We start from the raw sequence: 11215 nt of genomic DNA, 5'->3' as shown, positions 1-11215 counted from the left end.
GAGGAGGTCGATGGGAGGGCTCGCAGGGTCGCCACCGCTCACCTTCTGGGCCCGGTCGACGCGCACGACGTCGGCGCCCATGTCCGCAAGCATCATGGCGGCGAACGGTCCGGGTCCGATGCCGGCGATCTCGATGACGCGGACGCCCTCCAGCGGCCCGCTCATCGTCGCGCTCCCCTGCTCGCGTTGGCCGCGACGGCGTCGACAACCCTCGGCCACACTCCGGGCGGCAGCTCGTGGCCCATTCCCTCGATCATGATCAGCTCGGCGCCGGGGATCGCCTTGGCGGTGGCCTCACCGCCGGTCGGAGTGACCAGGGGATCGGCGGTCCCGTGGATGACGACCGTCGGCACGTCCAGCTTCGTCAGGCGCGCTGTGCGGTCCGCAGCTCCGACCACCGCCCCGACATGACGGGCGACACCTGGCGGGTAGAACGAGCGGTCGAACGACGCAGCGGCGCGGCGCCGGGTGCGTGCCTCGTCGAATGGAAAGCCGGGGGAACCCAGCAGGCGGTCCGTCTCGACCTCGCGGGTGATGACCTCTTCTCGTCCGGTCGGAGGAGGCTTCATCAGCAGCTCGATCGCCTCGGGGGTCGGCATGCCAACGCTGGGATCGCCCGTGTTGGACATGATCGAGGCGAGGCTGAGCACCCGGTCGGGATGATCGATCGCCAGGAGCTGGGCGATCATGCCCCCCATCGACCCGCCGACGATGTGGGCGCGCTCGATGCCGAGCGCGTCCAGGAGCCCGACGGCGTCGGCGGCCATGTCCTCGAGTCCGTAGGTGATTGACGAACGGTCACCCTGGAGCACCGCCATCATGTCGGGCTGCGGCGCGTCGTCGAGCTTGGTAGACAGCCCGACGTCGCGGTTGTCGAAGCGGACGACGCGGAACCCGTGACCGGCCAGCTGGCGGCACAGCTCGTCGTCCCAGACGATGAGCTGGCCCCCGAGGCCCATGATGAGCAGCATGACCGGGTCGGCCGGATCACCGAAGGTGTCGTAGTCGATGTCGATGCCATTGGCGCGCGCGGTGGCCATGCCCGGATGCTGTCTCGTCTTGACCACCCGGTCAAGCCCCAGGCACCCACTCGGGGCGGCCGCTCCCGGGCGGGGTGCGCGATGGGCCCGCCTCCCGGGCGGGCTGCGCGATGGGCCCGCCTCCCGGGCGGGCCGTGCGAAGCTCTTCGCACATGAGCCGCTGCCGGGTCCTGGCCCACGCTCCTGGGCGGGTCAACCTCATCGGCGACCACACCGACTACACGGGCGGTCTGGCCCTCCCGATGGCGATCAACCTGGGCATCGACGTGACGCTCGAGCGTGACGAGGCACTCGGGCGCTTGGAGCTCACGTCCAGCGACCGACCCGGACGGGCCACGATCGACATTGCCCAGCCCCTCGCCAGCATTGGCAAGGACGCGCCCCGCTGGGCCCGGTACGTCGCGGGCGTGGTCGAGACGGTGACGCCGGGGGTTGCCGGCGTCGGCACCGTCAGCTCCACCGTGCCGATCGGCGTCGGGCTCGCATCGAGTGCCGCGCTGGAGGTGGCCGTCGCCCTCGCCCTCGGCTTCGATGGCACGCCGGTGCAGCTGGCCCAGGCCTGCCAGCGGGCCGAGCAGGTCGCCGTAGGGGTCCCGTGCGGCGTGATGGACCAGCTCACGTCGGTCTGCGGTCGCCACGGCCACGCTCTGCTGCTCGACTGCGCGTCCTTCGACGTCTCGCCGGTGCCGCTGCCGGACGACGTCGAGGTCGTGGCCGTCCATTCCGGGCGGGCCCGAGGCCTGGCCGGCACCGCCTATGCCGCCCGGCGGGCGGAGTGTGAAGCGGCCGCGGCCGCCGTCGGACCACTGCGCGAGGCGACGGTCGCCGAGGTCGGGTCGATCAGGGATCCGGTCCTCCGGCGGCGGGCCCGCCACGTCGTGACCGAGAACGCCCGGGTCACGGCGGCTGCGAAGGCCATCGCCGCTGGCGACCTGGCATCGGCCGGGGCGCAGATGACCGCCAGCCACCGCAGCCTCGCCGAGGACTTCGAGGTCACCACGCCCTCGCTCGATGCTCTCGTCGGCGAGTTGCTGGCCACACCGGGCGTGCACGGTGCCCGGATGACCGGTGCGGGGTTCGGTGGCTGTGTCGTGGCGCTCACCGCGCCGGGCGCCGTCGTCCCCGACAACCGCCGTCGATGGGTCCTGCGGGCCTCGGCGGGAGCCTCGGTCGAGCGCCTCGGGTCCCCGTAGCGTCGCCCCAGAACCCCGCTCGTCGGTCAGCCCAGGGGGTGCAGGAGCCTCGTCTTCTCGGCGTCGAACTCGGCTCTGGTGATCACACCTCGGCGACACAGCTCGTCGAGCTTCTCGAGCTGCTCGGGGACCGTGAGCGGGACGCGGCCCGTGGCCTGCTCGGCCCACCGGCGCCGGGACTGCTCCAACTGCTGGTGGATCGCCTTCTGCACGGCTACGCAGTGGGGCACCCCGATGAACGCCTCCTCGCCCATCCGCCCTGCCGACTCCAGGAACAGCCGACCCGATCCCACCAGGCGCTCGAGGATCGTCTGGTGGACCGTGATGTCGTTCACCCGCTCCAGCGGGATCTCGCGCCCATGGCGAGCGACGACGCCGGTCCGGTAGATCACCCGGCTGTTGGTCAGCACGAAGCTGGTGCTGGCCCAGCGGGCGTACCGGCCGGCGAGCCAGATCATGGCGCCGGCGAGAACCAGCAGCACGGCGACGATGACCACCCCCGGGGCGGACGGGAAGGCCACCAGGACCGCCACCGCCACGACGATGGCGCCAATCCCCGCCAGCACCGGCCCGATGAGGAAGGACCAGTGGGGGCGGAGGTCGACGACGACCTGCTCGCCCTCGTTCAGCAGCTTTCGAGGGATGGGCACCACCAGCAGGGTATCGACCGCCCTGGTCGCTTCCACGGCACCGTGGCGGCGAATCAGGCCAGCTTGCTGGCGATGCTCCCCGCCGAACGGAGGACGGCGCCGTCCGCCCCGACGGCCAGGTGGTGCACAGCCGGCCGGGCCAGCGCCTCGGCCAGCATGTCCGCCAGCAGCGTGCTGAAGGCGACCGGAGGAGCGACCCACAGGTACTTTGCCATCGAGCCCGGAATCGTGTTGACCTCGTTGACGAACAGCTCGCTGCCGTCGGACAGGAAGTCGATGCGGGCCACGCCGCGGAGGTCGACGAGCTGGGCAAGCAGGTGGGCAGCCTCGGTGAGCCGCGCCTCGAGGCCGCTGTCCAGGTCGGCGGGCAGCTCACGCGGGGCGCTGGCCATGCCCTCGCCACCCACGTACTTGTCGGCGTAACTGAGGATGTCAGAGGACGCCTCTGAGCGGATCGGGCGCTCGATGGCGGACAGCTTGACCTCCGGCCAGCTCCTGATCGACACGTTGAGGTCGAACAGGTCCGGTCGATACGGCTCGACCACCGCGCCCCGCCGGAGATGGGCGTTGTTCAGCAGCCGTGCCGTCGCCGTGGCCACGTCCTCGACCACCTCGATGCCGATGGACGAGCCGCCGAACCGGGGCTTGACGATGTACGGGCCGGGGAAGTCGGGCCGGGCAGCGTCGGTGAGCAGGATCCGCGGCAGGGTCGGGAGCCCGGCTGCGATGGCCAGGCCGGCGAACGCGAGCTTGTCCATGCCCAACGCCGCCCCGGCGGCGGTGGGGCCGGTGTAGCGAACACCGGAGAGATCGAGCGCGGACTGGAGCGTCCCGTCCTCACCGGGACCACCGTGGCAGCAGATCACGACGGCGGAGATGTCGAGTGGTCGGGGCCGGCCCGTAAGGGCAGCCCTGGCCTGGAACCCTCCCCCGGCGTCAGCCTCCAATCGGAGAGGCGTCGAGCCGGGCGGCACGCCGTCGACGAACGCCTCGCCCTCGAGCTCGGGCGCCACCTCGAACCAGTCTCCCGACTTGGTCCAGTACAGGGGCCTGATCCGCTCGGAGCCCGTCGTGCTCAAGGCGCGCGTCACCTGGAGCCCGGTCAACACACTCACGTCGTGCTCAGGTGACGGCCCGCCAAAGATGACTGCGGTGTCGCTCACTGGTCACTCTCCGGTACTTGGCGCGCTACCAGGAAACTAGCCCCTGGATCGGCGGGCGAGGAGCTCACGCGAAGTGGTCGGGCAGGTCGTTCTCGTACAGCACGACGTCGCCCTCCCCCAGATGGGCCTTCACCCAGCTCACCGCCTCGCCGCGACTTCCGACCACGACCACCTGGAGGGCGTGCTCGCCGGGGGGCGCCTCGCCCTCGGGCGGGTTCCCGCCCGCCTTGGTGTCGCGAGCGTCGCCGTCGCCGTCCTCCTCGTCGTCGTCCTCGTCGGGGGCGACGGTGTACCCGCCGGCGCCGGCCCGCCACCCGCTGATCCTGACGTTCTGCTCGCCCGCTCCCTCGAGCAGGGCCCTGCGGTTGGTGAATCCGACGATGACGACGTCGGTGGCAACAGCCCTCGCCGCGGTAGCAAAGGCCACGTTCTCGGGGTACTGACGGTCGCCCAGCTCGACCATCCCTGGGGTGACGACGGCTCGCCGGTGGCCGTCTTGCCCGTGGCGGGACATGACCTCCAGAGCCACACGACACCCCGCCGGGTTGGAGTTGTACGTGTCGTCGACCACGGTGATACCGGTGGACCCGACGGCCACGTTCAGGCGGTTGGGAGCGACCGGCAGCCCGGGCAGCAGCCTGGTCACCTCCGCCTCCGCCACGCCCAGCTCGAGCGCCACAGCCACGGCGCAGGCCACGTTGGTCGGGCGGGCATGGGCGTCGTCGACCCGCGCCATGAGGGTGCCTTTGCGATGGACTTCCAGCGCGGCGCCGTCGACGAGCGCGCACACGTCGGCGTCGCGGTCTGCCGCTGAGCACCGCCACACGCGCTTGCCCGCAGCCGATGCACGGTCGGCAACCGACCGCAGACGTGAGTCGTCGACGTTGAGCACGGCTGTATCGGCTCGATCGAGGATCTCGGCCTTGGCCTCGACAATGCGGTCCTCCGACCCGAAGCGCTCCAGGTGCACGGGCCCGATGGCCGTGATCACGCCGATGCGAGGAGTGAGCCACGAGCAGAGGTCGGCGATCTCGCCGGGACCGTACGTGCCCATCTCGGCGACGAGGATCTCGGTCCCCGGAGCCAGGTGCTCGTTGACCGTGCGGGCCAGCCCGGCCCTGTTGTTGTAGCTCGCAGGGCTCACGACGACGGCGCGAGTAGAGCCGAGGAGATAACCCACGTACCCCTTGGTCGAGGTTTTGCCATAGGAGCCGGTGATGCCCACGACGGTCGGCGCCACGCGCCGCAGCTTGGTGGCCGCCGTCTCGACGAAACGATCGGCCAGGCGGCGCTCGAACCGAGCGGTCAGTGCGCAGGCGGCGTCGACCAGGGCCGGCACGAGCAGGGCACCGGCGACGGCCACGACGGGGCCGACTCCTCCTGCCACTCCGGCCGTCACCACGACCGCCTGCAACGCGGCCCACACGACGGCCAGCGTCCGGAGGCGTCTCGTCCACGCCAGCTTGGCGGTGCGCCCGCGCACCGAGAGCCCCACCGGCCCGACGGCCACCACGGCCGCGGGGGCGAAACCGGCCGGCGGGAACGAGAGGGTGACCAGGAAGCCCAGGATCGCCATCACCCCGAGCAATCGGTTGAAGCCGACCGCCCCCCACCACCAGCGGAGGGCGAACCTCGTGACCGAACCAGCCAGATAGTGCTCCCGCTGGGCGACGCGCAGCCAGCGGAGACCCGCCAGCGCCGACGCGGCAACCGCGCAGGCGACGACCGCGATGTCGAGTGCGCTCATGGCCGGTGGCGCTCGATGGCCACCCGGAGCGCGTCGGGTGCGGTGAGCGGGACGAGATGGCCCGCGCCGCGACACACGGTCAGGTTGGGGCGGGCCAGCAGCCCCGACGCCGCCTCGGCCACCGACACGGGAACCTCGGTGTCGTTGTCGCCCCATACGAGCTCGACCGGACAGCGCACGGCGCGCAGCTGGTCGTCGTAGGTCTCGTTCACCGTCCGGACGAGGACCTGGCGCATGACACCCGTGGCAGCCCGGTAGTCGGGCGAGCCGTAGCGTTGGCGCAGCGTCTCCATCCGGGCCTCGCTGAGCAACCTCCTGTCGTAGAGGGCCCGCCCGACTCGATACCGCAGGGGTGGGCGGCGATGTCGTGCGGCCGGGCGCACGAGGGGTACGCCGGTCAGCACCAGCGCCTTCACCAGGCCCGGGTGGGCAGCGGCGAGGTGGATCGCCACCCGCCCACCGAACGAATGGCCCACGACAACCGCCGGCACCTGCAGCTCCTCCAGCACGGGTACCAGTGCAGCCGCGTAGTCGGCCGATCCCCAGGCCTCCGCCGGCGCCGGAGTCGCTCCAAACCCAGGAAGATCCACCGCCACGGCACCCATCGCGCCCAGTCCTGCCGGCCCCTCGATCGAGGCGTCGCCGGCCGGCGCGGAGCGGGACGACGAAGGGCCTCCGAGTGCCACCGTTCCCGCGGCCCGCGCCCCGAGCACGCTGCGCCAGTCCTGGTGCGTGCGGGCCCAGCCGTGCAGAGCCAGCACCCACGGCGCCTCGTCGCCACCGAAGGACGCGCCGAAGAGCCGGCCTCCGTCGAAGGCCTTCAACATGGCCATGCGGGGGCGGTCGAGTGGGCGGGTTGAGAAAGGGACATCGACATGAGCGGGCGGTCGGCTGGCGCCCGCCGCCCACCGGAACCATGACGATATCCGGTTCGGCCCGACCGGCCTTTCCATGGGCCAACGGGGGTCTTGACGCACCGAGCAACCGGGTGCAGACTGCGGCCAGCGCAACCGGAGAAGGTCGAGCCGGGCCGCCGGGGTCAGGATGGGCCTCAGGTCCCCGCCCGATGTGGTCGGTGAGCCGACGAAGGTTGCGTCAGGGTTGTTGCCTGGTTCGGGCGCCGGCAGGTGCTCGAGCGGTCGGATGGTCGCCGGTAGGCGACCAACGGCGTCAGGGTGCCGCCCGAGGATCGGCCCCGAGGAGTCCGGGGGGCGAAGGCCCCACGGCTACTTGGGGCCGATCTCGTTTTGGACTCCTCTCGTCGGTGAGCATCCACCGCGTTGTCACACCCCGTCGATACGGTCGGGAGGCATGGGTGACACGGCGCTTCTCGAGGACCTCAACGACGCCCAGCGCCGCGCCGTGACGTCGGACGCCGCTCCACTGTGCGTGCTGGCCGGGGCGGGGTCGGGGAAGACCCGCGTCCTCACCCGACGGATCGCCTGGCGGATCGAGCAGGACACAGCGGATGCCCGGCACATCCTCGCCCTGACCTTCACCCGCAAGGCCGCCGGCGAGCTGCGGTCCCGCCTCCGGGCGCTCGGGGTGCGCCAGCAGGTGACGGCGGGGACCTTCCACGGCATCGCCTACGGCCAGCTCCGCCAGCGGTGGGCCGACCTGGGTGCGCGCCCACCAGCCCTGCTCGATCGCAAGGTGCGGCTCCTCGCCCGGCTGGTGGCGCGCAGCGACAGTGGGCGGAGCGCCAACGGCCCAGGCAGATCGGGCCCCTCCCTCGCCGACCTGGCCGGCGAGATCGAGTGGGCCAAGGCCAGGATGGTCCCGCCCGACGGCTACCCGGGCGCGCTCGTCGCCGCGGGCCGGCGGCCACCCCTGCCCGCCCAGGAGATGGCCGCCATCTACAGCCGCTACGAGCAGGAGAAGGCCCGACAGGGACTGGTCGACTTTGATGACCTCCTGGTCGCCTGCGTCAACGACCTCGAGCAGGACCAGGGCTTCGCCGCCGCCCAGCGGTGGCGTTTCCGACACGTGTTCGTCGACGAGTTCCAGGACGTCAACCCGGCCCAGTTCCGGCTGCTCCAGGGTTGGATGGGTGACCGCCTCGACCTCTGCGTGGTAGGCGACCCCAACCAGGCCATCTATTCGTGGAACGGCGCCGACCCGTCGCTGCTGGGCCGGTTCTCACACCGCTATCCCACCGCCGGGGTCGTGCGCCTCGACCACAACTACCGATCGTCTCCCCAGGTCCTCACGGTGGCTGCCGCGCTGTTGGCCCAGGGCCGAAGCGCGCCCACGGACCTGCTCCGGGCCACCCAGGCCGACGGGCCGGTGCCGACCGTCACGGCGGCCGGCACTGATGTGTCCGAGGCCCGCACGATCGCAAGCAGGTTGCGCCGGGCCCACCGCCCCGGCATGCCCTGGACCCATCTGGCCGTCCTGACCCGGACCAACGCCCAGCTGGTGTTGCTCGAGGAAGCCCTCCGCTCGGCTCGGATCCCCTACCGGGTCTCGGGCGGCGAAGCATTCCTGGACCGGCCGGAGGTCAAGGACGCTCTGCGCGACCTGCGGCGGGCGCCGGCCAGGGTGCCGTTCGGCGCTCAGCTCGCCGACCTCGAGGCCCGGGTCACTGACCTCGACGGGGCCGCGGAACAGGAGGCTGCCGCCGGCCCAGCAGGCGGGCACGAGGTCGCGGATCGGCGGTCGCACCTGGAGGGCCTGGTCCGACTCGGTCGCGAGTACGAGGCGGTGGACGGGACGGCATCGGCCGAGGGGTTCTCGGCCTGGCTGGCAGCCACTGTTCGCAGCGAGGGGGCCAACGCCCAGGCCGACGCCGTCGAGTTGACGACGTTCCACCGAGCCAAGGGGCTCGAGTGGCCCGTCGTGTTCCTCGCCGGTCTCGAGCGCGGGCTGGTCCCCATCGGGCACGCCACGACACCAGAGGCCGAGGCAGAGGAACGCCGCCTCCTGTACGTGGCCCTGACCCGCGCAGAACGGGAGCTGCACTGCTCGTGGGCGGAGCGACGGACGTTCGGATCGCGCACCGTGGCCCGGACCCGCTCCCCGTACCTCGAGGCAGTCGACCTCGCCCGCCGGGCGCTCGCCCAGGCACCCGAGGGGGTGGACCCGCTGCGGCTCATCCAGGCCGAGCGCTCCCGTCTCGGCCGCGAGCAGGCTTCCGGCGGACGACGCCAGCGACCTCGCAGCCCGGGCGCGGCCATGGTCGAGGCCGCCGATCCCGCCATGATCGCCGCCCTTCGGGCCTGGCGGTCCTCGGCCGCCCGTCTGTCGGGCGTACCGGCCTACGTGATCTGCCACGACACTACGCTGGCGGCCGTCGCCAGCGCCCTGCCGGCGTCGCACGACGAGCTCCTCGCCCTGCCCGGCTTGGGACCCGTGAAGGCCGCCCGCTACGGCGAGGCGCTGCTCGACCTGGTGTCCCAGCATCGGCAGTCCGCGTAACCGCACCTGGCCCCGCCCACAGGGTTGACGGCGGGTGTCAACGGCGCGACAACGAGCCCATGCGTTCGTTCTTGTGGCCGAGCGAGGACGGTTGGCCCTACCCGGACGAAGACGTCGAGCTCATGGATCCCGCCGCCGACATCGACGAGGACCTCGTGTCGGTGCGTTCGCTCCCGGATCGAGTGCTCGACGACCTCGAGCCGATCGAGCGGCTCCTGCTCGGCGCCCGCTTCGGGGTCGGGGGTCACGAGATCAGGTCGATGAAGCAACTACACGCCGACACCGGGTTGTCCCGCGCCGATCTGCGGGCCAGCCTCGGATCGGGACTGACGAAGCTCCGAACCCAGCTCACCTGACGTCGGGCCCGGTCCGGAGCCGCGCCCACCAGGGCTCCTTCGCGTTCGAAGCTCAGGGGGCGATCCCCGCGCCCTCCAGGTCGAAGTCGACGAGGACCGGTGCGTGGTCCGACGGCAGCTTGCCCTTGCGGGCGAAGCGGTCGATGAGGGCGAACCCGACCCGCTCGGCGAGGGGTCGGGTGACGAGGATCAGGTCGATGCGCATCCCCCGGTGCTGGTGGAAGTCACCAGCCCGGTAGTCCCACCAGGAGAACAAGCCGCCTTCGTCGTAGCGCTGACGAAAGGCGTCCACCAGGCCCCATTCCTCCAGCTCAGCCAGGGCCTTTCGCTCGGGCTCGCTGACGTGGGTGGCCCCCTCGAAGCGCGACGGGTCCCAGAGGTCGCGGTCCTCGGGTGCGACGTTGAAGTCGCCGCAGATGGCCATCGGCGCCGTCGGATCGCAGTGCTTCGTCACATAGGTGTGCAGGTCGGCAAGCCAGGCCAGCTTGGCCTGGTAGTGCTCACTGCCGACGCTGCGCCCGTTCGGGACATAGACGCTCGACACCCGCACGTCGCCGCAGATGGCGCTGACAAACCGTCCCTCGGCGGCCTCGCTCCCCCCGTCGTCGGAAAAGCCGGCGGACACGTCCTTGATACCGACCCGGCTGGCGATCGCCACCCCGTTCCACCGGCCGGTGCCGTGGTGGGCCGCCTCGTACCCCAGGGTGGCGAAGGCCATGGCCGGAAAGGTGGCGTCGGCCACCTTCGTCTCCTGCATGCACAGCACGTCCGGCTGGGCATACCGGATCCACTCCTCGACCCTGGGCAGCCGGACATTCAGCGAGTTGACGTTCCACGTGGCGATCCGCATCAGCGCCATCTTGTCGCATCGACGCGTCGTGTTGGGCCGAGATCTCCCCGTTGCCCTCGGGCCGACCTCCCGGGTCGGCCCTCGTCACGTCCTGGGCTGGCCCTCCGATGTCCGGGCCGTCGAGCTCGTGGTCGGGGCCTTGGCCGTCGTCCCCGCTGACTTGTCCTTCGTCGCCTTCGCCGCCTTCTTCGCCGCCTTTTTCGTGGCCGGCGCCGAGGCCTTCTTGGCCGCCTTCTTCGCCGTCTTGGTCGTCTCCGCCGCCGTGGGGCCCTCGGCGTTGCTCGCCTTGGTTGCCTTTGCCGTCCTCCCGGACTTCGCCGCCGTCTTGGCCGCTGCGGTCTTGCCGGCTGCGGTCTTGCCCGCTGCCGCCTTCGCCGCCGTCTTGGCTGCCGGCGTCTTCGCCGCCGCCGTCTTGGCCGCCGCTGTCTTGGCCTTCTTGCCCGCGGCCGCCTTGCCCGCGGCCGCCTTGGCCTTCTTGATCGTCCCCGCCTTCGCCGCCTTGGTCCGCTTGGACCGGCCGTCGGCCTTCTCCGCCGCCTGCTGGCCGCTGCCGGCCTCGGCCTCGTCGGCGGCCTTCGCCTTCTGAGCCCGCTTGCGCGGTGCGCCCCGCCTGGTCTCAGGGACCTCCTCGACGGCCGTCGCCTCCGAGATCTCGGCCTCCACCGTCTCCTCGCTGGGCGACCCGGCCACCTGGGCATACTCCGGCAGGGCCAGCTCCACCCCACGCCGCTGGGGGTCCAGGGCCTGCAGCACGAAGGGCCGGCGCTCGCCCCGCCGCAGCACCCGCCGGGCGCTGCGG

General features: G+C 71.8%; 11 protein-coding genes. 3 read left to right on the top strand and 8 right to left on the bottom strand.

Annotation, left to right across the window (positions count from 1 at the left end; translation table 11 throughout):
* Positions 1 to 165: CoA transferase (locus tag VGF64_01380; protein ID HEY1633382.1), on the bottom strand; the 165-nt coding region annotated here is incomplete at its 3' end.
* Positions 162 to 1040: an alpha/beta fold hydrolase gene (locus tag VGF64_01375; GenBank protein ID HEY1633381.1), complete on the bottom strand. Its 879-nt coding sequence runs from the start codon at positions 1038 to 1040 to the stop codon at positions 162 to 164. The genes VGF64_01380 and VGF64_01375, both read right to left, overlap by 4 nt.
* 152 nt (positions 1041 to 1192) lie before the next feature.
* Here VGF64_01375 and galK point away from each other — a divergent pair, with 152 nt between their 5' ends.
* A complete protein-coding gene (gene galK, locus VGF64_01370; protein ID HEY1633380.1) occupies positions 1193 to 2233 on the top strand; it encodes a galactokinase in 1041 nt (346 codons plus the stop codon).
* A 26-nt stretch (positions 2234 to 2259) separates the two neighbouring features.
* On the opposite strand, the gene VGF64_01365 is transcribed toward galK, so the two are convergent.
* From VGF64_01365 to VGF64_01350, 4 genes are all read right to left on the bottom strand, one after another.
* Complete coding sequence (locus VGF64_01365; GenBank protein ID HEY1633379.1) at positions 2260 to 2883, bottom strand: PH domain-containing protein; 624 nt, start codon at positions 2881 to 2883, stop codon at positions 2260 to 2262.
* A 53-nt stretch (positions 2884 to 2936) separates the two neighbouring features.
* Positions 2937 to 4046, bottom strand: coding sequence for a hypothetical protein (locus tag VGF64_01360; GenBank protein HEY1633378.1), 1110 nt, complete (start codon positions 4044 to 4046; stop codon positions 2937 to 2939).
* Between the two features lie 64 nt (positions 4047 to 4110).
* On the bottom strand, positions 4111 to 5793 hold the full coding sequence (locus VGF64_01355) for a Mur ligase family protein (protein HEY1633377.1): 1683 nt from the start codon (positions 5791 to 5793) through the stop codon (positions 4111 to 4113).
* Positions 5790 to 6626, bottom strand: coding sequence for an alpha/beta hydrolase (locus VGF64_01350; protein HEY1633376.1), 837 nt, complete (start codon positions 6624 to 6626; stop codon positions 5790 to 5792). The genes VGF64_01355 and VGF64_01350 overlap by 4 nt, the downstream gene beginning before the upstream one ends.
* Before the next feature lie 478 nt (positions 6627 to 7104).
* On the opposite strand from VGF64_01350, the gene VGF64_01345 reads away from it, so the two are divergent.
* Both VGF64_01345 and VGF64_01340 read left to right on the top strand, forming a co-directional pair.
* A complete protein-coding gene (locus VGF64_01345) occupies positions 7105 to 9210 on the top strand; it encodes a UvrD-helicase domain-containing protein (protein HEY1633375.1) in 2106 nt (701 codons plus the stop codon).
* 59 nt (positions 9211 to 9269) lie between these two features.
* The gene (locus VGF64_01340) at positions 9270 to 9566 is read left to right on the top strand and encodes a hypothetical protein (protein ID HEY1633374.1); all 297 of its coding nucleotides are present in this window, start codon (positions 9270 to 9272) and stop codon (positions 9564 to 9566) included.
* Positions 9567 to 9618: 52 nt separating this feature from the next.
* Here the strand turns inward: VGF64_01340 and VGF64_01335 are convergent, their stop codons facing one another.
* Together VGF64_01335 and VGF64_01330 are read right to left on the bottom strand one after the other, a co-directional pair.
* The gene (locus tag VGF64_01335) at positions 9619 to 10416 is read right to left on the bottom strand and encodes an exodeoxyribonuclease III (protein HEY1633373.1); all 798 of its coding nucleotides are present in this window, start codon (positions 10414 to 10416) and stop codon (positions 9619 to 9621) included.
* Between the two features lie 84 nt (positions 10417 to 10500).
* The coding region (locus VGF64_01330) for a hypothetical protein (protein ID HEY1633372.1) at positions 10501 to 11215 on the bottom strand (715 nt) is incomplete at its 5' end.

Source organism: Acidimicrobiales bacterium (genome assembly GCA_036491125.1).
In the GTDB taxonomy this organism is placed as follows: Bacteria; Actinomycetota; Acidimicrobiia; order Acidimicrobiales; family AC-9; genus AC-9.
Note: the sequence above shows the minus strand (reverse complement) of the source record. Positions and strands in the feature narration are given on the sequence as shown.